Annotated in this window: 22 protein-coding genes; 3 read left to right on the plus strand and 19 right to left on the minus strand. The window is 39.3% G+C overall.

What is annotated here, in order from left to right; genetic code table 11:
• Positions 1–25 precede the first annotated feature (25 nt).
• Positions 26–1,339, minus strand: coding sequence for an OmpA family protein (locus IEE83_RS33455; protein WP_194122147.1), 1,314 nt, complete (start codon positions 1,337–1,339; stop codon positions 26–28).
• A 95-nt stretch (positions 1,340–1,434) separates the two neighbouring features.
• Here IEE83_RS33455 and IEE83_RS19325 point away from each other — a divergent pair, with 95 nt between their 5' ends.
• Together IEE83_RS19325 and IEE83_RS19330 are read left to right on the plus strand one after the other, a co-directional pair.
• Complete coding sequence (locus IEE83_RS19325; RefSeq protein WP_194122148.1) at positions 1,435–2,244, plus strand: LuxR C-terminal-related transcriptional regulator; 810 nt, start codon at positions 1,435–1,437, stop codon at positions 2,242–2,244.
• A 195-nt stretch (positions 2,245–2,439) separates the two neighbouring features.
• Entirely contained in the window at positions 2,440–2,718 is a 279-nt protein-coding gene (locus tag IEE83_RS19330; protein WP_194122149.1) for a hypothetical protein, read from the plus strand.
• A 66-nt stretch (positions 2,719–2,784) separates the two neighbouring features.
• On the opposite strand, the gene IEE83_RS19335 is transcribed toward IEE83_RS19330, so the two are convergent.
• The 18 genes from IEE83_RS19335 to flxA form a co-directional block, all read right to left on the minus strand.
• Positions 2,785–5,406: a sodium-translocating pyrophosphatase gene (locus tag IEE83_RS19335; protein ID WP_194122150.1), complete on the minus strand. Its 2,622-nt coding sequence runs from the start codon at positions 5,404–5,406 to the stop codon at positions 2,785–2,787.
• A 201-nt stretch (positions 5,407–5,607) separates the two neighbouring features.
• Entirely contained in the window at positions 5,608–6,552 is a 945-nt protein-coding gene (locus IEE83_RS19340) for a M90 family metallopeptidase (protein ID WP_194122151.1), read from the minus strand.
• Between the two features lie 38 nt (positions 6,553–6,590).
• Positions 6,591–7,760: a DUF2062 domain-containing protein gene (locus IEE83_RS19345; protein WP_194122152.1), complete on the minus strand. Its 1,170-nt coding sequence runs from the start codon at positions 7,758–7,760 to the stop codon at positions 6,591–6,593.
• 27 nt (positions 7,761–7,787) lie between these two features.
• Positions 7,788–8,144, minus strand: a complete 357-nt coding sequence (locus IEE83_RS19350) for an ApeI family dehydratase (RefSeq protein ID WP_194122153.1) — start codon at positions 8,142–8,144, stop codon at positions 7,788–7,790.
• Positions 8,145–8,183: 39 nt separating this feature from the next.
• Positions 8,184–8,816: a flexirubin biosynthesis/transport protein LolA2 gene (lolA2, locus tag IEE83_RS19355; protein ID WP_194122154.1), complete on the minus strand. Its 633-nt coding sequence runs from the start codon at positions 8,814–8,816 to the stop codon at positions 8,184–8,186.
• Positions 8,803–9,573: a polysaccharide deacetylase family protein gene (locus tag IEE83_RS19360; protein ID WP_194122155.1), complete on the minus strand. Its 771-nt coding sequence runs from the start codon at positions 9,571–9,573 to the stop codon at positions 8,803–8,805. The genes lolA2 and IEE83_RS19360 overlap by 14 nt, the downstream gene beginning before the upstream one ends.
• On the minus strand, positions 9,563–10,525 hold the full coding sequence (locus IEE83_RS19365; RefSeq protein WP_194122156.1) for a beta-ketoacyl synthase chain length factor: 963 nt from the start codon (positions 10,523–10,525) through the stop codon (positions 9,563–9,565). The genes IEE83_RS19360 and IEE83_RS19365 overlap by 11 nt, the downstream gene beginning before the upstream one ends.
• 36 nt (positions 10,526–10,561) lie before the next feature.
• A complete protein-coding gene (locus IEE83_RS19370; RefSeq protein WP_194122157.1) occupies positions 10,562–11,749 on the minus strand; it encodes a beta-ketoacyl-[acyl-carrier-protein] synthase family protein in 1,188 nt (395 codons plus the stop codon).
• Positions 11,750–11,806: 57 nt separating this feature from the next.
• The gene (locus IEE83_RS19375) at positions 11,807–12,067 is read right to left on the minus strand and encodes a phosphopantetheine-binding protein (protein WP_194122158.1); all 261 of its coding nucleotides are present in this window, start codon (positions 12,065–12,067) and stop codon (positions 11,807–11,809) included.
• A 53-nt stretch (positions 12,068–12,120) separates the two neighbouring features.
• Positions 12,121–12,732 (minus strand): hypothetical protein, encoded by a 612-nt coding sequence (locus tag IEE83_RS19380; protein WP_194122159.1) that lies wholly within the window; start codon positions 12,730–12,732, stop codon positions 12,121–12,123.
• Entirely contained in the window at positions 12,729–13,763 is a 1,035-nt protein-coding gene (locus tag IEE83_RS19385) for a beta-ketoacyl synthase N-terminal-like domain-containing protein (RefSeq protein WP_228101885.1), read from the minus strand. The genes IEE83_RS19380 and IEE83_RS19385 overlap by 4 nt, the downstream gene beginning before the upstream one ends.
• 103 nt (positions 13,764–13,866) lie before the next feature.
• Positions 13,867–14,280 (minus strand): acyl-CoA thioesterase, encoded by a 414-nt coding sequence (locus IEE83_RS19390; protein WP_194122161.1) that lies wholly within the window; start codon positions 14,278–14,280, stop codon positions 13,867–13,869.
• A gap of 41 nt (positions 14,281–14,321) precedes the next feature.
• A complete protein-coding gene (locus IEE83_RS19395) occupies positions 14,322–14,738 on the minus strand; it encodes a hotdog family protein (RefSeq protein ID WP_194122162.1) in 417 nt (138 codons plus the stop codon).
• Positions 14,735–15,544, minus strand: a complete 810-nt coding sequence (locus tag IEE83_RS19400) for a lysophospholipid acyltransferase family protein (RefSeq protein ID WP_228101886.1) — start codon at positions 15,542–15,544, stop codon at positions 14,735–14,737. The genes IEE83_RS19395 and IEE83_RS19400 overlap by 4 nt, the downstream gene beginning before the upstream one ends.
• A gap of 63 nt (positions 15,545–15,607) precedes the next feature.
• Positions 15,608–15,874 carry an acyl carrier protein gene (locus IEE83_RS19405; RefSeq protein ID WP_228101887.1) on the minus strand — a complete coding sequence of 89 codons (267 nt, stop codon included), beginning with the start codon at positions 15,872–15,874 and terminating at the stop codon, positions 15,608–15,610.
• A gap of 278 nt (positions 15,875–16,152) precedes the next feature.
• A complete protein-coding gene (locus IEE83_RS19410; RefSeq protein WP_194122164.1) occupies positions 16,153–17,370 on the minus strand; it encodes a beta-ketoacyl-[acyl-carrier-protein] synthase family protein in 1,218 nt (405 codons plus the stop codon).
• A complete protein-coding gene (flxB, locus tag IEE83_RS19415) occupies positions 17,370–18,101 on the minus strand; it encodes a flexirubin biosynthesis SDR family reductase FlxB (protein ID WP_194122165.1) in 732 nt (243 codons plus the stop codon). The genes IEE83_RS19410 and flxB overlap by 1 nt, the downstream gene beginning before the upstream one ends.
• Positions 18,098–19,627, minus strand: coding sequence for a flexirubin biosynthesis tyrosine ammonia-lyase FlxA (flxA, locus tag IEE83_RS19420; RefSeq protein WP_194122166.1), 1,530 nt, complete (start codon positions 19,625–19,627; stop codon positions 18,098–18,100). Before flxA ends, flxB begins: the two co-directional genes overlap by 4 nt.
• A 144-nt stretch (positions 19,628–19,771) precedes the next feature.
• On the opposite strand from flxA, the gene IEE83_RS19425 reads away from it, so the two are divergent.
• Positions 19,772–23,626, plus strand: coding sequence for a trifunctional MMPL family transporter/lysophospholipid acyltransferase/class I SAM-dependent methyltransferase (locus tag IEE83_RS19425; RefSeq protein WP_194122167.1), 3,855 nt, complete (start codon positions 19,772–19,774; stop codon positions 23,624–23,626).
• The last annotated feature ends 52 nt before the right edge of the window (positions 23,627–23,678 follow it).

Here is a 23,678-nt window from a genome sequence, read left to right on the forward strand (position 1 = left end):
AATTTCCGGCTAACGGGTTTTACTGTTATTTTTTCACCAATTCTACTCTTCTGTTACTTGCCCTTCCTTCGGGCGTTTCATTACTTGCAATTGGTTTTGTTTCTCCAAAACCTTTGGTCGTAATTCTGGATTCGTCAACGCCCAATTCAACCAGTTTTGCCTTTACGGTATCCGATCGTTGCTGGGATAATTTAAGGTTATAAGCGTCATCACCTTCACTATCAGTATGGCCGCCAATTTCGAATTTCAAATCAGGATGATCTTTTAATATCCCGATTATTTTATTGATCTCACCCATACTTTCAGGTTTGAGTGTTGCCTTGTTATAATCAAAATTAATTCCGCGGGCCACATAAGTTGCCTTCGCTGTTGATGTAAGTTGTTTATAAGGGTCTTTTCCTCCGCCTGCGATTCTTACATTACGGATAAAAAGCTGCCTTCCATCAGGTTCCGCGGTATTTCCCTCGCTATAAATTTTAATGGAAGCGGCTTTTCCTGAGCCAATCGGCGCGTTCACGATTCGTTGATTATTGAGGTAAACTTTCAAACCTCGCTCGGTTCCGGCGACCGACACATGGACCCATCTATCATAAATCTCAGCATCTCCAAAGTCATCAACTCCCTTATATTTCCCCCTGAAATCTTTGAATGTAACTGCTCCTGAACTTTCAAGGTGTATGGCATGCTCGTAATCACCTAATTGTCTGGCATCCATATCCTGATCATCCAAGTGAAAAACAATATCCAGTCCTCCTTCACTTCCTTCACCCCGGTAGAGTCCCCATTTTTTTCCCTTATTAGAGCGGAACAAATAATCAAATTCGACAGAAAAACGTTGCGGCAGATAATTGTACTTTTTCATTCTGGGATACATTCCGGTGTAAAATCCATCCAGAAATCCTGTTACGGTTTCTCCGTTGATTTTTGTTATTTCCACAACACCGCCCGTCGGGACCCAAAGTGATGGAATTTCCTCAGCGGTTTCCCCGACAAAATTATCTTCAAAAATTACAGAATCGCCCGGTACAAAATCGAAGTTTAGGTACGCTTTGATGGGCAACTCTGTGCCAGGCGCGCCAGCGGCAGTTTCACTGGAAGCTGAACCGGATTCGGTTGCTGATGAAGTGTTTTGTTTATCCTGATTTGTCTCTGTTTTAGTACTGGTTTTCTTTCCGGTCACCGCATCCTCGGCCTTATCCAGACTCTTATTTATCGCTTCATCCGTCTTTTGATTCGCTCTCTGATTGACTTTATTTCTTACTCTGTTCAAAAGATCCTGCGCATGAGATGGCAAGCCAAAAAGTGTTAATGTTATGCAAAGAAGTAGTAATTTTTTCACGTTGAAATTGTTTAATTTTAGATCAAAAGTAAAAGAATCGCCCTACTGAGTAAATAGCACTTTTGTGCCATATCCTAACTTATTCTCAGCCGTTTATGAAACCTTTATCTCTACGCAATGAAATTATCGGTGCTTACAAAAAACTTAAAAATTTTTACGACCAGCTGCCCCGTGATCCTGATCTGGATTTGTATCTGAACCAGTTTTCCTTTGGAGAAGTAATTGAGAAAATTTATGCTGTCGGTCCTTACTGCTGGTTTATTTCGGATATGAGAAAAGCAGTTTTTGTGAAAACAGGAGGTGCTTTAAAGCAAATGACCGGTTACAGCGAAGATGAAATGCTTGGTAAATCTTTTATCAATGCAGCCCGCTTTACAAGTCCCGAGTTTTTATATACAATTGTTCAGGCAGCTGAATATTTCTGGGGTTATTTTTACATGCAGCCGCCAGAAAACCGGCTGCATGTAAAATCTTCCTATACCTATAAATTCATCAGAAAAGACGGCAGCACTTTTCATGCCTTACAGCAGAGTTCTACCATTTTTCTCGACAAACAAGGGAATGGTGTTTACCAGTTTGATTTGATCACCGATATCACACATCTTGATCCAATACCTCAGCTAAGGTTTTTTATACTTGATACGGCAGATTCAAATCATATGAAAAATATCCCAATCCAGCCCGGCATCAATCGAAACCCTGCTCTCCTACCCATCACAGCGGCCGAAAAGCGGGTTTTAGAATTAATTGCGCAAGGCAAAAGCATAAAAATGATCGCTGATCTACTTAAAATCAGTGAGAATACCGTGAAGCATCACAGAACAAATATGTTTGCCAAATGTGATGTGAAAAATATGGCAGAATTGACGGCAAAGGCTGTTGGAGAAGGATGGTTTTTGAAGTGATTATGGCGATAAGACTTCGAATCTCGTTGGGTGCAGGACATTATTAATTTGTTTTAAAATTCAGTTTTGACGTGGTAAGATGTAAGCTTGACCATGTATTTCAAATATCATTTTACCAATACCTATCCCATTCCCGCTGGTACACTTTTTTACAATTAAATATCACAACTAAATAACCAGCTTAATAATTAAAAAATGAATCTTGAATCTTACGTAACGAATCCTGAAAACTTAATGATGGCAAAGACAGATCTTGCTGTACTAAGAGATCTGTTCCACACGCTTAATGATGCCGGCATCAGCTTTTCCTCTTTGAATAGCTCTATTGCCTTACTTGAAGAATATATTGAAAAGACAGATATTGAATCAATAGTTACAGAAACATTTGTACAAACGAAGCCTAAAAATACACAGGCACGAAGTTATCCAATGTGGAATAATAGTAACATTATATTCGCGCACCGCGCAGTTTGAGTAAAGGGATTAAAAAAAGCCAGGTCAAGCAAAACTTGACCTGGCTTTTTCATGATTAAATAATTGTTACTTCTTTGTTACCCGAATTGATATACGGCGGTTTTCTGCTCTTCCTTTATCTGTTTCATTGGAAGCTACGGGATGTTCTTCTCCATAACCTTCTGCTTCCAGGCGCGATTTATCAATACCCAGATCTTCCAAAGATTTTCTTACCGATTCTGCTCTTTCATTTGAAAGTTTCAGATTGGCGGCAGCATCACCAGTGTTATCAGTGTAACCGCCCAATTTAATATTCACATCCGGATATGCTTTCAATATTTCAGCCACATTTTCAAGCTGTTCCTTGGATCTCGGTTCAAGTTTATCACTTCCGGTTTTAAATAATAAACGGTCAAAATCAAACCAGGTTTCTTTGTCTACTTTTTTATCTGATTTGATAAAGTCCAGCAAAGAAGCTTCAACAGGATTTCCGGACGCAGCAATATTAAGTTTTGTTCCGTTCAAATCAAGAACTGTTGTTTCCACCTCTGCCATCGGCACTTCAATAATTTCTTCTTCAACCACTTCAACACCGGCAGGAATTACAGCGATATGCGGGGCAATTACCAATGAAACGATAGACATTAATTTAATCAGAATATTCATTGATGGCCCGGAAGTATCTTTAAACGGATCACCAACTGTATCACCCGTTACCGCAGCTTTATGTGGATCTGAGCCTTTAAAATAAGTTTTTCCATTAATTACAGCACCTTTTTCAAAAGATTTTTTCGCATTATCCCAGGCACCACCGGCATTGTTCTGAAAAATCCCCATCAACACGCCTGATACAGTAACACCGGCAAGTGTGCCGCCCAACACTTCCGGACCAAATAAAAATCCGACAATAACCGGAACAAGCAATGCAATTAATCCCGGTGCAACCATTTCCCTGATGGAAGCTTCCGTGGAAATCGCTACACATTTATCATATTCAGGTTTCGCAGTTCCTTCCATAATTCCGGGAATCTCACGGAACTGACGGCGTACTTCTTCCACCATTTTCATAGCGGCGCGCCCAACGGCGGCAATAGCAAGAGATGAAAATATAAACGGAATCATCGCTCCGACGAAAAGTCCCGCCAGTACATTGGCTTTGTAAATATCAATCGAGCTAATCCCGGCAACACCGCAAAACGCAGCGAAAAGTGCAAGGGAAGTAAGCGCAGCAGAGGCAATGGCAAAACCCTTTCCGGAAGCGGCAGTGGTATTTCCCACAGCGTCCAGAACATCCGTACGTCCACGAACTTCTTCCGGCAAATGTGCCATCTCTGCGATACCGCCAGCATTATCCGCGATTGGACCGAAAGCATCAATGGCCAATTGCATAGCGGTAGTTGCCATCATACCGGCAGCCGCAATGGCCACGCCGTATAAACCTGCAAATTCATAACTGATAAAAATCCCGGCAGCTAAAACAAGTGTTGGAATAACGGTTGATTCCATCCCGACAGAAAGTCCCCCGATAATATTGGTAGCATGTCCTGTGGAAGACTGGTTTACGATAGACTGAACCGGACGTTTTCCCATTGCTGTATAATATTCTGTCACCGTTGACATAATAGCACCAACGATAGAGCCTAATAAAATCGCGTAAAAAACATGCATGGAAGTAAATTCAACACCACGAATGGTAAGAATACCTTCGGGCAACATCCAGATTGTCAATGGATAACAGGCTATTAAGGTCAGAACAATTGAGCCCCAGTTTCCCCGGTTTAAAGCACCTTGTACATCCCCATGATCACCACTGATACGGACAAAAAGCATACTGATAATTGATGCGATCAAACCAACGCCGGCAATAACCATAGGTAATAAAATTGGCGCAATTCCTCCAAAATTATCTGTTCCTTCGGCGATAATTTCTCTTCCCAAAACCATGGTTGCCAGAATTGTGGCTACATAAGAACCAAATAAATCCGCTCCCATACCGGCCACATCACCCACGTTATCTCCCACGTTATCAGCAATTGTAGCTGGATTTCTTGGATCGTCTTCCGGAATTCCCGCTTCTACTTTTCCAACCAGATCCGCTCCTACATCCGCTGCTTTTGTGTAAATCCCCCCGCCTACACGTGCAAAAAGTGCGATAGATTCTGCGCCCAAAGAGAAACCGGCAAGTACTTCCAGCACTTTCTCCATACCAAGTCCGTTGACTTCACTGCTATCTCCAACAAAAACACTGTAAAGAATTATAAACAAACCACCTAGTCCGATCACAGCCAAACTCGCCACCCCGATTCCCATTACAGAACCTCCGGTGAATGAAACCTCAAGCGCTTTGGTCAGACTTGTGCGTGCAGCCTGCGTGGTCCGCACGTTGGATTTGGTTGCAATATTCATCCCGATATATCCGGCAAATGCCGAGATGAAGGCACCTACAAGAAAGGAGGCACCAATAAAAACACTGGAATTTTCGACCAGTGTGCCAGAATAACCTAATAAAATACTAACGATAATACCAAAGACGATCAGAACCCGCCATTCGGCTTTGAGAAATGCAAGTGCACCATCTGCGATGGCATCTGCAATTTCTTTCATGTTGCCGTCGCCGGCATCCTGCCTGATCACCCAACCTCTTTTGAAAAACATAACCAGCAAGCCAATCAGGCCTAAAACTGGCACTAAATAGGTAATATTACTCATGCGCGATATGAATTAGTTAAAAGGTTTTAAATTCTCGTAAATATAGAGAAAGCGACCTCATAACAAAATCAAAAACGCCTTATTTTTGTTTAATTCGTATTTTTTTTGTAAAAATACTCAGAAATTTAATAGAAGTAAATTGATATAAAACTTAACTGATCAAAGTTAACTATCATGATAGTATATTTATATCATTGTAAGTCAGGATATTACTTCGGAAGCAGGTTCAATGTGATAGAACTTTGATAAAATCTCATACAATTCAGGGTGTTTATGCTGAAATTCTTCCGGATTATTGAAGAAATATTCACTCACAACGGCAAGAAATTCTGCATTATTTGTAATCGCATAAGGATTGATATCCGACTCACCGCTTCGGATATACTGCATTTCTTTTTTGATTAAATGAAGCCACGGCAGAGCATAAGCGTGATCAGCCAGACGTTCCGGAACGCCGTCCGTATCGCCATCTTCGCGGTCCAGAAGATGAACAAATTCATGGATGCCGACATTATTTTCTCCTTTTCTGCCATTAAATCCGCTCAACAAAGCCGGCTTGGATAAAAGCAGGGAATGATTCATATACCGGTTACCGACCATTCCCTCAATATTTTCATCGTGCTTGTGAGCGCCAATCTCAAATTTTTCGCTGAAAGATGCCGGATAGACCAAAACTTCATTCAGATCAGGATAATCAAAGGCAGGAAAAGCAAAAGTGGGAATGATGGAACTTGCGGCTACCAACACACGAATTTCATCATCAATTTCAGTATCAATACCTTCCACTCTTTTTGCAAGTAAAAATAACTGCACTCTTTTTTCAAATAAAGCCTTTTTCGGATCATCCAGACTTTTAAAGAAAACCGAATGTTTTTCAAGAATCTGACGCCAGGCTGTGGGAAATGGCGTTTTAAAAACAGCCAGTCTCTTGTATGATTTGTTGTGATAACGACGATGAAAAATAGCAATGATTCCTACCACCAAAAATCCGGCAAGATATAATACCGTTTTATGGCTGAAATACGCCAGCAAACCAAATAAAATCATTACACCCAGTTCCCAGCCAATCGCCCTTACCCGCGCCGATCTGAAAAGATTCTGGTAATGATTTTTCAGGTCTTCCGTGGTAGTGATCGGTGCATTCATAAATCGTTATGGTTCGAATGAAGGGAGAAAATATTTAATCAGTACGATGAAGTTTCTTTTCTTAAAGCATTGAATAGGATAAAAGAAACGCCAAAAGCGAGGAAACCTGCCGAAAGCGCAAGTAAACTTCCACCCAAAAAATACTGAACAAAGTTTTTATGGATTGAACCCAGTGAAAGATCTTTAATTGAATCAAGCTGAACGCCATTTCTGTAAAACAATCCGCCGAATTTGTAACTAAAAAAGATAATAATTGGAATCAGCGGTGGGAGGCTGATGTTGGCCGCCGTCAGAAAAAGCACTTTGTTCATTTTGAAATAAACAGAAAGCGGAATACCAACCAAAAGTTGAAAACCCCAGATTGGCACAATCCCCATAAAAATGCCAAAAGCAATTGAACGTGCTTTGCTGAAATTACTTTCATCGGGTTTGACCGCTTCCTCCTTTATGATCTTCCAAAGTCCTTTTTTTTTAACAAAAAGAAAGAGTCGTTTCGGTAAATAAAATAACAAAGTAAGAATGACGAAGTAGGTATTTAAAATGCTTATTCGTGTAAAATCCTTGAACGGGCGAAAATGCGTCACACGCTCATTTTTATCATAAATCACCTGAATATCAATGGGTAATATCTTCACATTACGCCAGGCAAGTTTCACTATGACTTCAATTTCTGTTTCAAATTTAGTGGTAAGAAGTCTGATTTTACTAACTTCTTCGAGCGGGTAAAGCCGAAACCCTGTTTGCGTATCCGGCAACACCAGACCCGTTTCAACCTTAAACCAAAAGTTGGAAAATTTATGTCCAAAAGAACTTTTTCCCGGCACTCCTTCCTGCTCCATATTACGGGAGCCCATGATCAACGCGCCCGGATTTTGATAAGCTTTTTCAATAAAAAGAGGAATATCGGAAGGCAAATGTTGACCGTCCGAATCAATTGAAATTGCATTTTTATAACCGAGATTCAGTGCTTCTTTAAATCCACGTCTTAAAGAAAAACCTTTTCCCCTATTTCTGTCATTATGGATAACCTGAATTCTGCTTCCGTATTCGGACAAAATGCTGACCGTATCATCTGTTGAACCATCATTAATGACAATAACATCCTCACCACTGCTGCACACCAAAACACCATCAATAACCCGCCTTAGCGTTTTTTGGTTGTTATAAGTTGGAATAAGAATGCAGCAGTGTATATCTTTTAAAGTCATTTTTTTTGAATGATGAAACGGAACTATTTAAATATAAGAAACTTGCGCTTTAAAAAAAGTTACACCTTCCCAGCTTCCGGAAGCTACTACTTCTAAAAATTCGGCATTCTTAAATTTAATATCAATATATACGTCAGGCGTTTCTTTTGGATTTATTACCTGAATAAATTTGGAAGTCCGCATCGATTTCATTTTCACATTTCTTCCCAGATGTTTTTCCAATAATTCCTTAACGATTTGCAGCTGAACGACTCCCGGCAATACTGGTGAATTTGGAAAATGTCCCTCAAATATAGTATGATCCGGATCAAGAGAAATTGCTGCCAGAATCGTTTCCGGGGTAACGTCGAAATTTTTTATTTTATAAAGATTGTCGAGAAACATTTGTGAGGTCAATTTGGAAAATCCGGGTTGGAATATGCGTTATAAATTTGTAAAAACAGTCTCAGGAATTGACTGGTTAAACTTTTCATTCTGGAATTTCATAACACTTTTATCGCCGCCTTTTTCAAAAAATGTCAGTTCTTTTAAACGCAAAGTGCTTCTGGGAAATAGCAGATTAATCTTTGCATATACATTTCTCATCCGCTTGTTCGTCGGCGTTAATGTGATTTGATAGTAATCGGCATTTTCCATGCAAACCTGCGTGAAAGCCTTACTTTGCTGAAAATCTCCGTTAACAAGCCCAAGCATAACCTGTTTTATTTGTCCGGCCATTTTTCCGGCCGAGCCTACATTTTTCTCTTTTCCGGCATCCAGCACGCGCAGTTTTTCTCCGTTGATCAGGATTACATATTTGAAAGGAGTCTGCTGTTCCCAGCGCATCTGATCTTCTTTTTTGTAATAAAAAACGCCGGATGATTTCTCTGGTTCTTTCAGAAAAGACAAATGTTTTTCTTCTTTAAAATCAGCCTGAATGGAAGAAGTTGCCAGTGACGATTTTCTTAGATCAGCCAGGATTTTGTCAGGATTAGCGGCGGGTTTGAAATCCTGAGCGAATAATGTTGTTGCTAATAAACTGAAAATCAGGAAAAAATATATCTTAAACAGTTTCATATGGTTCTTTGTTGATGATTGTGGAAAGAGGCTGAATTTCGATATTTTTATTAAAACAATGTTCAATAAGATCTTCCAGCGCATCAGCAGTTACAGCACGGTTATCATGCAGCAAAACAATATCTCTTTTCTTTAAATTGGAAATTACTTTTTCAATCAGCTGATATTTATTCTTCGCACGGGTATCAAAACTCCTTAGCGACCAGCCAATTGACTGCATTTTCAAGTCTTTTAAAACTTTGGCATATCTTGGATTGGTAACACCAAAAGGCGGACGGAAAAATATGGGAGATTTCCCAAGTGCAATTGTGATGGCTTTATTACAATGAGCCAAATCCGCACTCAACCGTTTCTTAGAAAAAAATCCGATCAAATGATTATGGCTATAAGAATGATTAGCGACGATATGTCCTTCTTCATCAATCTGTCTCACTAAATCAGGATACAGTTCTGCCTTTTTTCCAATGACAAAAAAGGTCGCTTTCACTCCTTTTTCCTTTAAAATAGCCAAAATTTTTGGTGTTACATCGGGATCAGGACCGTCGTCAAATGTCAGCGCTATCGACTTTTTATTTCCTTTGTGAATGGATTTTACAAAATAATTGGCTTTGATTTGAAACGAACCATAAATCGTACTTACCAGATAAATGAAAACAATCAAACCTAAGATTATTTCCACATAACCTGTCTCCCAAAAAGCAAAACCACACAAAACCAGTGCGATCGCGGAAATTGCCGTAACGATGTTATGCTTCAAGAGATTCGATTAAGGTTAATCCTAAATTTATTTTATTCAAACCATTGATAATCAACACTTTTTTTATTGAATTCTCAGTTTGAATTCTATCCAATGCATAATGTAAAGCAAAAGAGGAATTTGATGGATAAATCCCTATCAACTCCGTATAATTGACTAACTCTGAGTCGGCGTCAAAATCTTTAAGAACATCTGAATCCTGCTCTGATCCCTTTAAATCCCCAGATTTTGAATAAAGAACAAGATCAATAGCTGATTTTTTCAAATCATTATTAACAAGAAAATTCGAAACTGCTTCGTCAATATTTTGAACCAGACCAATGGTTTCAATATCCTTAATTTTAGCGATTGACTTGCCGGATTGTTCTTTGGATACTATAAAAAACGATGCCCCCGAAGTAAGATTAATCTGGGGTTTCAATTTCAGATGCTCCCCTATTGTACTTAGTATCTCAATATATTCGTCCGCAGCTCCTACGATAATATTGTCGTTTCCTTCACCCAAAAGCAAGCCGGTATCAATCAAAGCATGTTCGAAAGAGAGCGTGTTTTGTGTGTGCGTCATGTTATAACCATGATTTCCGATGCTTAGGGAAATCTGTCCGGCTATGGTATTATGCGTAGATTGAATAAATGAAGTTGGAGGTAAAAGTCCTTCGATGGTCAGGAAGTTATGAAGAAATTTTTCCGTGTCCTGTAAACAACCAAGCCCTGTCCCGACAATGATTGCGCCTGGCTGATCAATTTCTGCCTGCTGTAAACAATCTTTCGCAGCCGTCACGGAGATACGCAAAATCTTGCTCATGCGGCGAAGCAAACCGGCATCAATATAATCTTTAAAATTCGGGCTGATCAGTTCGGAATCCTGTTTCAATGGCTCAATCAATTTCGAAAAACCCGCATTTTTAAATGTAGGCTGATGAGAAATTGTCGAAGCGGCAGTTATATACATTTGACTTTAATAGAAATCGGTAGCAAAAAAGATGCTTTATGAATTATTAACAGAAAAAACCAATGACGAATTATTCCCTCCAAACCCGAAAGAATTGGACAAAACAGAAGTTACCGGCTGATCTGACTGAAATTCTGTAATGGGCACCAAGCCCGTTTCCGCAATTGCATGATTGTAATTCAGGTTTGGGAAAATAATGCCATTTTGAATGGCGAGTACTGAAAAAACCGCCTCAATCGCGCCAGCAGCCGCCAGAGTATGTCCGGTAAATGGTTTTGTCGAGCTAAAATCAGGACAATTATCTCCAAAAATATTTAATAAGGCAACCGACTCAGACAGATCATTATTCTTGGTTCCTGTTCCATGCGCATTAACGTAGGAAATGTCCAAGGCGCTTAATCCTGAAACTTCAATAGCATTTTGAATGGCCAGTGTCGCTCCTTTTCCGTCAGGAGAAGATGCAGTCTGGTGATAAGCGTCGGCCGCATTTGCCCAGCCACTTAAACAGCAAAGGATTTCATTTCCTGAGAATTCCACACTTTTTTCATTTTCCAACAACAAAAAAGCAGCGCCTTCACCCAGATTCAGTCCGCTTCTTGATTCATCAAAAGGCCTGCACCACTGATCGTCATAGATCATCAAAGAGCGAAACCCATTCAATGTAAACTGCGTCAAAGCGTCTGTGCCTCCAACCAGCACACGGTCAAGTTTGCCTTGTTCGATCAGACGCGCACCCAGCATAATCGCGTTTGCTCCTGAGGAACAGGCGGTAGAAAGTGTATTGATATAACCGGAAATCCCTAATTCAGCTGCAATGCGCTCGGTGGTATTTCCGCTATCATGACATTTTAAAACCTGGAAATCAGGATTATTCTGATCCAGATAATCACGGTAAAAATGTTCCGTCTGATCCATTCCACCCACCGAAGTCGCAGAAATGATACCAGTTCGCAATTTAGATGAGTGTTTATTTTCTCCCCATGCTTCTTTCGCCGCAGCCAATCCTAATAACGATGTCCTCGAAATCGGCAGGGATGTTACGCCCAATCTATTTACCAGTTCGTCATTTGAGCACTTCACTTCGCCAACCAGATAATCCCCTTTTTGAGCCAGATACTGTATCGGGCTAATACCGGATTTGCCATTTTCAAGTGAAAACAGATTTTCAGCCACATTTAATCCAATGGCTGAAACAATTCCAATACCTGTGATGCGAACGGACATTTTTTAGTTGAAAGTGGAAAATTGAAAGTAAATTACCTTTTGAGTTCCTTTGGGAAATTAACTCGCTCTTCTTTTTTCTATGTAATCGGCCATGGTGTTTATTGACAGGAAAGCAACTTTTCCTTCATCCGGATTTGTAACCTGTATGCCGTAATATTTTTCCATCAAAACAATTAATTCCAGCGCATCAATCGAGTCCAACCCGATTCCTTCCGAACTGAAAAGCAACGCATCGTCATCAATATCCGAAACCTGCAAATCTTCAAGATTCAATTGCTCTATAATTTGTTTTTTTAAATCTTCCTTTAACGTTTCCATTTATAATAAATCGTTTATTCAGCTTGCTGTGAATGAATTTTTATCAGCCGGCATTAAAAACCGGCGTATTTTATAACATTTTCTTTATCAAACGGTTTGCCGTTACTGTTTCCATTTTGAATTAAAAACATAAAAACTTCCACCTGTCCTTCCAGTATTCCAAGCCATCCGGCAAGTACAGCTTTAGAACCTGTGTTCAATAGAATCGTACCATATTGAACGTAAAAATCTGGTGTGAATTTAGGTAAAACAGCAAACATATTTTCACCAAACCACTTATTTCTAATCGCAATTTCACCCAGAACGATATTGGGCAATGTGTAAACAAATAGCGATGGACTTGGCGTTTTTTTATCTTGATATGATTCTTTGAAACGAATGTCTGTGTCCGCACTGGATTCGCTGTTGGCGAAAAGAAGCGCTATTTCGTCATCTTTATAATTTGAGATCAAATCCGGATTAGCTTTTTTTATTAGCTCCGATCCTAAAAATCCGGCCTGGGAAAGCATATCCATTTTATAAAATTTAGGATATTCCAGCGCGAGCTCTTTGTATAATTGCTTGAACCAGCTGTCTGCCGATTCCTCATTTTTCAGTAAAATGACCTCACCGTTTACAGAACAGGAATTTTCATTGATATGACAATAAGCAGTAATAAAACTCATAATTTCCGAATGACAAGGGATGCGTTACAACCTCCGAAACCTGAGGCGGTTTTCAAGATTGTTTTTAATTCGGAAGATTTATTTTCGGTAGCAATATTCAAGGTTTTTGAAGTGCCTGATTCCTTATACCCTAGACTTTTCACCAGCAAATTATTTCGCATCATCTGCATGGAAATTGCTGTTTCAATAATACCTGCTGCTCCCAAGGTATGACCAAAATAGCCTTTCAGACTATTCAGTGGTTTTTCACTGATTTGAAGTCTGTCAAATGCGATGGCTTCCATTTCATCATTAAAAACAGTGGCCGTGCCATGTGCCGAAATAAAATCAATTTCGTTACCTGAAATATGATTTTGTTCAAGCGTTTTATTTACACTTCTAAACAAACCTTCGCCGGTCCGGGAAGGTCCGGAAATGTGATTTGCATCATTTGCAGATGTGCCTGTAAATAATTGAAAAGCTGATTTCTGAAATATTTCTCTTGTGTTAGATAACACAACTGCCGCACATCCTTCACCCAGCGTAATGCCGTTTCTGTTTGCATCAAACGGCGCACAGGGCGTAGAACTTACCGCGAAAAGTGACTGAAATCCGTATAAAACAAAATCAGAAATGACGTCACAGCCTAAAACAATAGCGTGATCATATAGTCCTGATTTAATAAAATTGCCAGCAGCATTGATTGCCAAAACACCGGAAATACAGGCGTTTGAAACAACAACAGGCTCATTTTCAAACTGATAATGTTTTTTAAAGGCAGCAATTGATTCTGCAAAAGGACTCGAAATATTTCTATCCAAATCTCCTTTTGTCGAGCTGATAACTACAATGGTTTTTCCGGATGACAAAATTTCCGGGTCAATCCGTTTCAACACTTTTTCTGTTATGGCGATCAGTAAATATTCAAATTTATGCTCAGTGGAAATACTGGTAATTTTAGATAAATGAACAGATTCATTATTAAAACCGGCACTTGGAATTAAAGAAATCCCCGAACGGTTTTCACAAACCGCCTGAAAGTTTTCTTCCATATTTTGTCCTAACGGACTTATTATTTCCTCAGCACCGATATAAATCATTCCGCAATTAAAATTCTGTCGGCCACGACAATTAACATTGTTATTTCTCTGACATTCAGACCTGATAATTTTCTTTCCAGACCCTGTAAAACTCTGGTGTTAATAATTCCAGCAGTCTTGTTTCACGGTCCAGAAACACCTGCATGGTTTTCCCAACAGCGCAAATTTCATTTGTAGACAGGTTAATCACCTGATATTCAAACATGATCTTTGCCGCTTTGGAAGAAACAAATTTGGTAATCACTTTAATTTTCTGTCCATAAAAAACCGATGCCTTATGGTCAATTTCTGATTTTACAATGGGTGTAAAATATCCCTTATCGAAAATTGTTAAATATTCCAGTCCGAATTCTCTGCCAAAAGCCTCTCTTCCATCTTCAAAAAATTTGAGATAGTTGCCATGCCAGACGACGCCCATGGCATCTGTTTCACTAAATCTTATATCAATTTCAATTTCAGAAGAAAGCATATTTTTTATAATCAGCTACGACAATCACAGTCTAAAACGATTTACGTAACCACAATTTTAATTTCACATTCAAGCAATTTACGCCCATTACAGTAATTTTCCCCCTTTACCAGAAAAATATTACCTAATTGATGTGTAGGCGTAGCAACCGTATCGATTTTGGAATGTACAGGCGGAAGCTCAAAAACTTCAAGTTTTGACACAGCTCCTATGAAACCGATCTTCGGTGTTTCATCTTTTCCATGATCAAGAAAACCAAAACCAGCCGCACAGGTTTGTGCAATATTTTCTATCAAACCAGATTCTTCAAAATGACCGGAATGAACCAGCACGTTATCGTCTTCAATAAAAAAATCCGATTCAAAACGCTCAGCGTTTGCCAGAATCAGATTATCAATCATTAAAAACGGTGCTCTGTGCGGAATGAAATTCGTTATATCTTCTTTTTTAATGATCATTCCTGAAAAAATTTGAAATAGTTAAACCATTGCTCCGGATATTCCCGGACTTTCCGCTCTAACTCTGCTACATATAGTTTTGCAATTTCTTCCGGTTTTACTTTGCCGCTGATTGGTTTGGTTGCACTTAAATGGTAACTGTATTTTCCATCTTTCGCCGCAAAAACAAAGGTTACCGGCGCATCAAATTTCGATGCAATTATAAATGGGCCGTGTGGAAATTTTGCTTTTTTATCAAAAAAATCAAGTTCAATATATTTTGCTCCTTCCAGATAACGATCCGCGTGAATTGCCACAAACTCATTATTTAACAGCGCGTTACGTATTGAAATAACATGCGATAAATCATTTTTGATGGGTATGATCTTAAATCTGGAACCTCCTGTGGAAAGATCCATGAATTTTTTGATGCTTTCAACCTCAGCGTCCAGCATCACGATATTTATTGTGGGAGTAATTCGTCCTTTTAAAAGATTACCGGCGGTTTCCCAGTTTCCCAGGTGCGCACTCAGCAAAATTCCGCCTTTTCCGCCATCTCTCATATCGAGCAGATACTGCTCGTTTTCAAAAATATGGGTAAAATTTTTGTCTTTTCCAAGAAGAAAAGCGGCCCGGTCAAGCAAGGTTTGTCCGAGAATGAAAAAATTCCGTCTCACCAGATCAAGTGCCTGGCCCCCGGAAATATTAAGCGTTTTACTATAAAAATCCAGAAGTGCTTCCTTGGGTTTTGCAGCAAACAGATAGTAATAATACGATACTATCCGCAAAAGCCCGTAAGCAAAATTCAGCCCCAGGGCGTTAATCAAGAAAAGGAAAATTTTATAGCCAAATAAAGATCCCTTGGTTTTACCATCCCAACGGTTCATTCGTTACAGCGATAACTTCTTTTGAATCAGCGCGTAAAAATCACCAAAAGTTTCAATTTCCTTAAAATCTTCACCGGTAACTTTGATGTTCAGATTCTCCTCAATGAGCACAACCAGGTCAACATAATCCAGGCTATCCAGATCCAATGTATCTTTCAAACTATTCTCAGGAAGTATAAGATCTCTATTTACCTCAAACTCCTCTGACAAAAAATCTCTGGTATCCTCGATAATATCTCCCAATCCCATCGTAACAAATTTATCATTCATGGCTACAAAATTAATTTATTCTTTGGTTATAGTTTTCAAATTCGCGTTAATTTTTAACATATAATCTGTTAAATTCTTATAAATTTCACACAGCCTATAATTTTTCGTGCTTTAAAACGTTAGGCAACAGCTTTATAAGCACAAAAATGTCAAAATTTGGTTTGAAAATGTTAACCGGTCAGTAACAATTGCAAATGATCTTATTCTTTGACAATCGCACACTTTACCCACAATCCGGAAATCTTACCGGAATTAAACAGCCAAATTAAAGCTCTTGGTTAAATTTTTTTAATAATCAATGTAGAATTTGTACCACCAAAACCAAAAGAGTTAGATAGAAAACAATCTATATTCTGTTCTTTGGTTTGTGCGATAATATTAATTTTAGCAGATTCCTCGTCCGGGTTTTCAAAATTGATATTCGGTGCCACAAAGCCATCCTTCATCATCAAAAGTGAATAAACGATCTCGCTCGCGCCAGCCATCCAGCATTCATGTCCAGTCATGGATTTGGTTGAACTCACAGGAACATTACCACCAAAAACTTCATAAATCGCGTTTGCCTCACTACTGTCACCAACCGGCGTTGAAGTCGCATGGGCATTGATATAATCGATTTCGCTAACCGAAAGACCGGCATTAGTTAAAGCCATTTCCAGCGATCTGACCTGCCCCTTCATGCTTGGATTTGAAATATGATCACCATTTGAAGAAAAACCGTAACCGACAACTTCACCAAGAATCGGTGCTCCGCGTTTTACAGCAGCTTCATAGGATTCCAGAATAACCGTTGCAGCGCCGCCGCTGGGAACAAGTCCGTCTCTATCTTTGTCGAATGGACGGGATGCTTTGGCAGGATCAGATTCGTGGACAGAAAAAGTACCCAAACCATCAAAGCTGCACATGGCAGCCATATTGATTTCCTGTGCGCCACCACAAATAATTCTATCCTGCAAACCCTGTTTAATCATAATATATCCCATTCCAATAGAATGAGAACCGGAAGCACAAGCTGCACTTAAAGTAAAATTAATTCCTTTCAGCTTGAAAATAGTTGAAAGATTCATATTCACCGTGCTATTCATATTCTGAAAAATAGCACCGCTTCCGATCAACGTAGTATCAAATTTTTCTCTTGCTTTGTCGAAAGCTTCTACAACCGATGCAGCCGTACTGTCATTTCCAAAAATAATTCCGGTTTCTGTTGTGTCAAGAAAATCTATGTCCAGACCAGACATTTCCATTGCTTCCTTCGTCGACATATAGGCGTACATAGCAGGCTGATGCATGCCCAAACGCTGTCTTCTCGACAAAAATGGTTTCAAATCAGGCTCCTTAACCATACCGGTAAGGGCAGATCGAAAACCGAAATCTTTACGTTCCTGGTCAAAAATAATACCACTTTTTCCGGCATATAGTGATTTGGTAACCTCTCCAAGATTTTCTCCCAGACAGGAATAAATGCCAATTCCGGTGATAACGACTCTGTGGTTCATTATGAATAAATTCCTCCGTTGATGTTAATTACTTCTCCCGTGATGTAAGAAGCTTTTTCCGAAGCGAGAAAACTTACGAGGTGCGCAACTTCTTCCGCTTTCCCAAAACGATTCATCGGGATCATTTGTTTCAATTCGTCTTCATTTAGGTCTTTTGTCATGTCGCTGGTGATGAAACCCGGCGCCACTGCATTGACCGTAATTTTTCTTTTGGCAACTTCCTGGGCCAGCGCTTTTGTTGAAGCAATCATAGCACCTTTCGCCGCCGAATAATTGGTTTGTCCTGCTACTCCTTTTAATCCCGAAACCGAAGCGATATTGATAATCCGGCCCGTTCTTTTACGAAGCATCTGCTGGATTACATTCTGCGTTACATTGAAAAGTCCTTTGGTTGAGGTATTTAGCACATCGTCCCAATCTTTTTCAGGCATCCACATAAATAATCCGTCACGCGTAATTCCTGCATTATTAACCAAAACGCTGATAAAATTATCAGGATTTGCTTCTTTCCAGCCGTTTAAAGCTTCGTCCACTTCGGTTTTGGTCTGTACGTTGAACTGTAAAAGTTCGCCGTTTCCTCCATGCGCCTTGATTTCCGTTAACGTTTCTTCTGCTGCTTCCTGGTTTGTTGAGTAATTTACCAGAATAAAAAGTTCGTGATCCTTAGCCAATTGCACCGCTATCGCTCTTCCCAATCCTCTGGATGCTCCTGTTACAAGTGCGCAATTCATATCGTAAACGGGGTTTCCTTAATTAATTGATACACATCAGCGATGCTTTCTGCCGGCGGAACATCTTCCTTAATGAATGACGCTTTCGTTCGTATCTGTGCGTAAATTGATTTTGTTTTTGATGACAATCTTTCTTTTTCTTCCGGTTCAAGCAAATCAATCGCCTGGCAAATCGCCATAATATGGATTGACATCACCTGATAAGAATTTTCAAGAACCTGCTTGGCAAGCACAGCACTATTTGTACCCATGCTCACAATGTCCTGATTATCATTATTATTTGGAATACTATGGATGTAAACCGAAGTAGACAGCGCCTGACTTTCAGCCGTTGTTGACGTCGCAGTAAACTGAATTCCCTGAAAACCGAAATTCAATCCCCAGGTTCCTGCATTCAGGAAAGGCGGGAATTTACCGTTCAACTTGCTGTTCATCAAAAAGTTAAGCTGGCGTTCCATCAGCATGGAAAGTTTGGTCAGCACAATTTTGACCTTATCCATTTCCAGCGAAATGTAATCTCCATGGAAATTTCCTCCATGGAAAACATTATTTTCATCCGGTCTTACAATCGGATTATCATTTGTAGAATTTAATTCATTTTCAACTACTTCCTGTGCGTAATTGATCGTATCAACAATCGGTCCGATAATTTGCGGCACACAACGGATTGAATAATACTCCTGAATTTTCCGTTCAAATTCCCTGGTTGTCAGCGCAGTATCATCTTTAAACAATTCCTCACGGCTGCGGATCATTTCGCTGCCGGCAAGGAAATCACGCATTTGAGACGCAACATATTGCTGTCCCTTATGATGTTTTACAGCATTTAATTCCTTTGAAAACGAATCATCAAATGCTTCCATAATTTCATTGATCATGGATGAAGCGGCGATTGCCCATTGAACAAGACGCTGGGCATAAATCAAATTAACAGCGGCGATTCCTGTCATGCAGGAAGTTCCGTTAATTAATCCCAAACCATCACGAAGTTCCATTTTCAGTGGAGCAATGCCATGTTTTGCCAAAACATCCGCCGTTTTCTGACGAACGCCATTTTCATAAACATAACCTTCACCGATCAGATTTAACCCTAAATGAGAAAGCTGAACAAGGTCACCGCTGGCGCCGACGCTGCCGTGTTCAAAAATTTCAGGAACAATTCCTTTATTTAAAAACAGTACCAATTGCTGTATAACGCCGCTGCTAATCCCCGAATTTCCCTGTAAAAACGAATTCAGACGGGCAACCATCACGCTTCGCGCATACGTTTCATCCAGCGGTTTGCCGATTCCACTGGAATGGCTGCGGATGAGATTATACTGCAAATGATTTAATTTATCCGTGTCAATCCGGTACTGCGCCATTGGCCCAAAACCGGTATTGATACCGTATATGATTTTATCTTTTGAAAATTCAGTTAAGAAATCGAATGACTTTGAAACGTTGTTGAGTGCGTCTTCAGCTAGTAAAAATTCTTTCTTATCAATGGCATATTGCTCGATCTGAGCTAATGAAATACTATTCATTTATAGTTACTGTAATTAAAACCCATGTAAAATAAATCTTTTTTTGTGGTTTTGACAAGAAACGCAATTTACCGGCAAGGACATCAATATTTAGTCAGGACATGTACATTTGTATAAATTTACCCCAAACTCACGTTCAAATCCATGATTGGAGATTTATTACTTAGACTAAATACCCTCCTTTCCCGCAATAAAACCGCTTTCTTTCTCTCGCTGCTCGCCATTATTGCTGTACTTGGTTTTGGAATATCACGGTTAAAGATTACCGAAAGCATTTTTTCTACCTTACCCAAAGGCAAAACATTTGAGGAATTCAACAGACTTGTTGAAAATAAAAGCATTATTAATCAGATTGTTTTTTCTATCAATATTAAGGAAGAAACCGATACCGAAGATGCCAAAACGCTTGCAGAGAATTTCGCCAGCGACCTTGAAAAAAATACAAAAGAATATATCAAAAACATTCAGGCTGTGCGGCCGAACATTCAGCAGGATGTTTATGATTATACCTTTGCGCGTTTCCCTGAACTCATCGATTCTTCTTATTATCAGCATATTGCAAATAAAACAAAGGTAGATTCTATCAAGATCTCCGTATCAAATTCTTACAAACAACTCCTGGCGCCGGGTGGAACATTTCTTCGTCAGTTTATATTAAATGATCCGCTGGGAGTTTCCGGCAAATATTTTCGTGACCTAAATGCTATCAACAATTCAAACGGCATGACAGTTGACGATGGTTTGATGTTTTCAAAAGACAGAAAACAGATCATAGTCATGGCCGGAACAAATTACGATTCGGGAAATTCTGCCAAAAATATTGAATTGTACAATCGCGTTGAGACTTTCAAAGCCAGTTGGGGCAAACAACATCCTGACAATCAGTTCTCTTATTTCGGTACTTTTGAAATTGCCGCGCAGAATGCCATTCAAGTAAAACATGATTCCTATACGACGATGATCATCGCATTATCAGCGATTTTACTGATCATGATTTTGTATTACCGGAAAATTCTGATTCCATTTTATATCGTCCTTCCGGCTATTTTCGGAGGCGTTTTTGCGCTGGGAATCATTGGTTTTTTCAGACCGGAAATTTCAGGAATTTCGCTGGCAACCGGCGCAGTTTTGTTTGGGATTTTGCTGGATTATTCCTTCCATTTTTTCACCCATCTCCGGCATACCGGATCAGTAAAAATTGCTGTTAAAGAAGTTAGTGTGCCACTTTTGACCGGAAGTTTAACAACCATTCTTGCTTTTAGTGCGCTTCATTTTGCTAACTCTGTCGTTTTGCAGGACTTTGGATTATTCGCTTCTTTGAGTTTGTCCGGCGCGGCTTTTTTTACTTTAATCGGCCTACCGGTTATTTTACAGGCCTTTAATTTTGATTATAAAAATATTCCGGGCGAAATCAAATTTTTCAATTTCCCGAAGATTCCCGCAAAATTCCGGTCTGGTATTCTGTTTTTGGTCGCGATTTTAACTGTTGTTTTTCTGTACTATTCGCAATTCACAGAATTCGACAGCAGCTTTGAAAATCTTAGTATTCATAGTGCCGATCTGAAAGAAAAAGAGCAACTACTTACCGGAATAAATCCTGAAAATGAGAAGAGGATTTATGTTTTTTCAATGGATAAAAACAAAGAAAAGGCGGAGGAATTAAATTATCAGGTTTTTCAAAAACTGACGGCGCTTAAAGCAAATAAAAAAATTAACGGATTCGTGTCTTCCGGCTCATTTCTTATTCCTGAAAAATTAAAAAAGGAGCGGCAAACGCGTTGGACCAACTTTTGGAATGGTGAGAAAAAGGCGAAGACTTTTTCAGCAATCGATCAGTCCGCTTCACAAAACGGATTCAACGGCGCTGCTTTTGATAATTTTAAAACCTGGGTTTCCAGAGAAAACGAAAACCCCGTTGATGAAAAAGAATTGTTTTCAGAGCTAGGTTTGAATAATCTGATCGAAAGCAATCCCGGAAAAACGACGCTCATTACAACGATTGTCGCCAATCAGAATCAATTATCAACTGTAAAAACAGAATTAAGAAGAATCCAAGGTGTTGAAATTTTCGACCGTGGCGAACTGGCCGCGGAACTGCTGACGATGGTAAAAGATGACTTCAATTATATCCTGATCATTTCTGCCTCCATTGTTTTCCTGACTTTACTGATTGTATATGGCCGGTTTGAATTGACGATTTTGTCATTTATGCCTATGGTAATCAGCTGGATATGGATTTTGGGAATTGCAGCTTTACTGGGAATAAAATTCAATTTCGTCAATGTTGTCATCACTACTTTCATCTTTGGTCTGGGTGATGATTTCAGCATTTTTGTAACAGAAGGACTTTTAAGCAAATATAAATACGGAAAAGATACTCTTCGCTCCTACCAATCCGCGATTGTACTTTCTGCGTTCACAACCATTGTCGGAACAGGTGTTTTAATTTTTGCACAACATCCGGCCATTCATTCTATTGCACTGATCAGTGTTTTGGGTATTGTCTGCATACTTTTTGTGTCCTTCATTGTTCAGCCTGTCGTATTTAATTTCTTTGTTGAAAACCGAATTAAACGAAAAAAAGCCCCGGTAACTATGCTCCCTTTTATTCTGAGTATTACCAGTTTTACTTACTTTCTTTCGGGCTGTCTGTTTCTTCATTCCAAACTTGTACTCATCATTCTGCTTCCGATTTCCAAACTCAGAAAAAAACGGATGATCAATAATTCACTGGCGTTTTTTGCTAAAACTGTTATTTATTCCGGTCCGCATGTAAAGAAAAATTTCTCCGGCACAGAGCATATGGATATCTCAAAACCAGTCATTTACATAGCCAATCACACTTCTTTTCTGGACATTTTACTGGCCATTATGATCAACCCTAAGATCGTCATGATGGTAAAAGGCTGGGTTTATAACTCGCCATTTTTCGGACCGATCATTCGTTTTGCAGGTTATATCTACACAGAAGCAGGTCCGGAAGAAAACATTGCCCGGATGAGAAAACTGATTGAAGAAGGTTATTCCATTCTTGTTTTTCCGGAAGGCACGCGTTCGGAAGACGGGAAAATTGGCCGGTTTCATAAAGGCGCATTTCACCTGGCTCAGGAATTAAATCTTGATATCCAGCCGATACTAATTCATGGTGCTTCTGATGTTTTGCCAAAAGGTGATTTTCTGATTCGTCCCGGTGCTTTGAATGTGCGGGTTTTGCCGCGATTAACTTATAGTGACCCGAAATGGGGAGAAAGTCTTCGTGATAAGACCAAAAATATCTCGGCTCATTTCAAATCAGAATTTGAGTTGTATAAGGATGAAATGGAAGATACCAGCTATCTCAAACATAAAATTTTCACAAACTACGTTTTCAAAGGCCCGGTTCTGGAATGGTATTTCAAAACAAAATGGAATCTGGAAGCGAAAAATTATACGTACTACAACGAATTAATTGGAGACCGGAAAAACATTCTGGATGTCGGCTGCGGTTACGGTTATCTTTCGTTTTATCTTCATTATAAAAACGAACACCGGTTAATAACAGGTGTTGATTATGATGAAGACAAAATTTTAATTGCCCGGAATAGTTATAATAAAACCGAAAATCTGCAATTCAGATTTGAGAATATTATGGCTACTGATATGGCAAAACAGGATATAATATTTTTAAATGATATACTTCATTATCTTTCAGAAGAAAATCAGCAGATAATCCTAAACCGTTGTGCAACCGCGCTGAATCCCGGTGGAATTTTATTTATCCGCGACGGCATTACAGATCTGAAAGAAAAACATAAAAACACAGAAAGAACCGAAGCATTATCAACTGGCCTGTTTTCTTTTAATAAAAAAGATAGCGAATTTCACTTTTTCTCCTCCTCTGATATAAGAATATTTGCAGAAAAAAATTACCTGAATTTTGAAATGCAGGAACATTCAAAAAACACCTCCAACGTATTGATTATCCTGAGAAAGCAACCACAAACATCTGAGACAGAATAATTTTCATCAATTATGATTTGTCGGATCTAGCCGTTCAATCAAAAAAAGAAGA

The sequence above is a fragment of the Dyadobacter subterraneus genome, assembly GCF_015221875.1.
GTDB lineage: Bacteria > Bacteroidota > Bacteroidia > Cytophagales > Spirosomataceae > Dyadobacter > Dyadobacter subterraneus.

Bases quoted from the DNA above. Each gene is read 5' to 3' on its own strand.
- IEE83_RS19325 (WP_194122148.1), top strand. From the start codon at position 1,435: ATGAAACCTTTATCTCTACGCAATGAAATTATCGGTGCTTACAAAAAA.
- IEE83_RS19330 (WP_194122149.1), top strand. From the start codon at position 2,440: ATGAATCTTGAATCTTACGTAACGAATCCTGAAAACTTAATGATGGCA.
- IEE83_RS19335 (WP_194122150.1), bottom strand. From the start codon at position 5,406: ATGAGTAATATTACCTATTTAGTGCCAGTTTTAGGCCTGATTGGCTTG.
- IEE83_RS19340 (WP_194122151.1), bottom strand. From the start codon at position 6,552: ATGAATGCACCGATCACTACCACGGAAGACCTGAAAAATCATTACCAG.
- IEE83_RS19345 (WP_194122152.1), bottom strand. From the start codon at position 7,760: ATGACTTTAAAAGATATACACTGCTGCATTCTTATTCCAACTTATAAC.
- IEE83_RS19350 (WP_194122153.1), bottom strand. From the start codon at position 8,144: ATGTTTCTCGACAATCTTTATAAAATAAAAAATTTCGACGTTACCCCG.
- lolA2 (WP_194122154.1), bottom strand. From the start codon at position 8,816: ATGAAACTGTTTAAGATATATTTTTTCCTGATTTTCAGTTTATTAGCA.
- IEE83_RS19365 (WP_194122156.1), bottom strand. From the start codon at position 10,525: ATGTATATAACTGCCGCTTCGACAATTTCTCATCAGCCTACATTTAAA.
- IEE83_RS19370 (WP_194122157.1), bottom strand. From the start codon at position 11,749: ATGTCCGTTCGCATCACAGGTATTGGAATTGTTTCAGCCATTGGATTA.
- IEE83_RS19375 (WP_194122158.1), bottom strand. From the start codon at position 12,067: ATGGAAACGTTAAAGGAAGATTTAAAAAAACAAATTATAGAGCAATTG.
- IEE83_RS19380 (WP_194122159.1), bottom strand. From the start codon at position 12,732: ATGAGTTTTATTACTGCTTATTGTCATATCAATGAAAATTCCTGTTCT.
- IEE83_RS19385 (WP_228101885.1), bottom strand. From the start codon at position 13,763: ATGGAAGAAAACTTTCAGGCGGTTTGTGAAAACCGTTCGGGGATTTCT.
- IEE83_RS19390 (WP_194122161.1), bottom strand. From the start codon at position 14,280: ATGCTTTCTTCTGAAATTGAAATTGATATAAGATTTAGTGAAACAGAT.
- IEE83_RS19395 (WP_194122162.1), bottom strand. From the start codon at position 14,738: ATGATCATTAAAAAAGAAGATATAACGAATTTCATTCCGCACAGAGCA.
- IEE83_RS19405 (WP_228101887.1), bottom strand. From the start codon at position 15,874: ATGAATGATAAATTTGTTACGATGGGATTGGGAGATATTATCGAGGAT.
- IEE83_RS19410 (WP_194122164.1), bottom strand. From the start codon at position 17,370: ATGAACCACAGAGTCGTTATCACCGGAATTGGCATTTATTCCTGTCTG.
- flxB (WP_194122165.1), bottom strand. From the start codon at position 18,101: ATGAATTGCGCACTTGTAACAGGAGCATCCAGAGGATTGGGAAGAGCG.
- flxA (WP_194122166.1), bottom strand. From the start codon at position 19,627: ATGAATAGTATTTCATTAGCTCAGATCGAGCAATATGCCATTGATAAG.
- IEE83_RS19425 (WP_194122167.1), top strand. From the start codon at position 19,772: ATGATTGGAGATTTATTACTTAGACTAAATACCCTCCTTTCCCGCAAT.